Origin of the sequence: Escherichia sp. AM3 (genome assembly GCF_032029835.1) — a bacterium.
Classification (GTDB): Bacteria; Pseudomonadota; Gammaproteobacteria; order Enterobacterales; family Enterobacteriaceae; genus Escherichia; species Escherichia coli.
Window position 1 is genome coordinate 1 of record NZ_JAVUPQ010001060.1, and the last position, 261, is coordinate 261.

At 39.1% G+C, this 261-nt stretch carries 1 protein-coding gene; it reads left to right on the forward strand.

From position 1 onward, the window contains the following. Positions 1–185: 185 nt before the first annotated feature. Positions 186–261: sugar phosphate nucleotidyltransferase (locus RTW80_RS29695; RefSeq protein WP_162822687.1), on the forward strand; the 76-nt coding region annotated here is incomplete at its 3' end.

Consider the following 261-nt stretch of genomic DNA (forward strand, 5'->3'; position numbering starts at 1 on the left):
TGATAGAAACAGAAGCCACTGGAGCACCTCAAAAACACCATCATACACTAAATCAGTAAGTTGGCAGCATCACCTCTTTTAAGAATTTGCCATATTTATACTTCTGTATATCTATAATATTCTGCTTCTGGCCTCAGAATATATCTTGGCGTTTAATAACAGGGTTTTAATTAAAGGAAATTAATATGTTACTTCCTGTAATTATGGCTGGCGGTACCGGCAGTCGTCTCTGGCCGATGTCTCGCGAGCTTTATCCGAAAC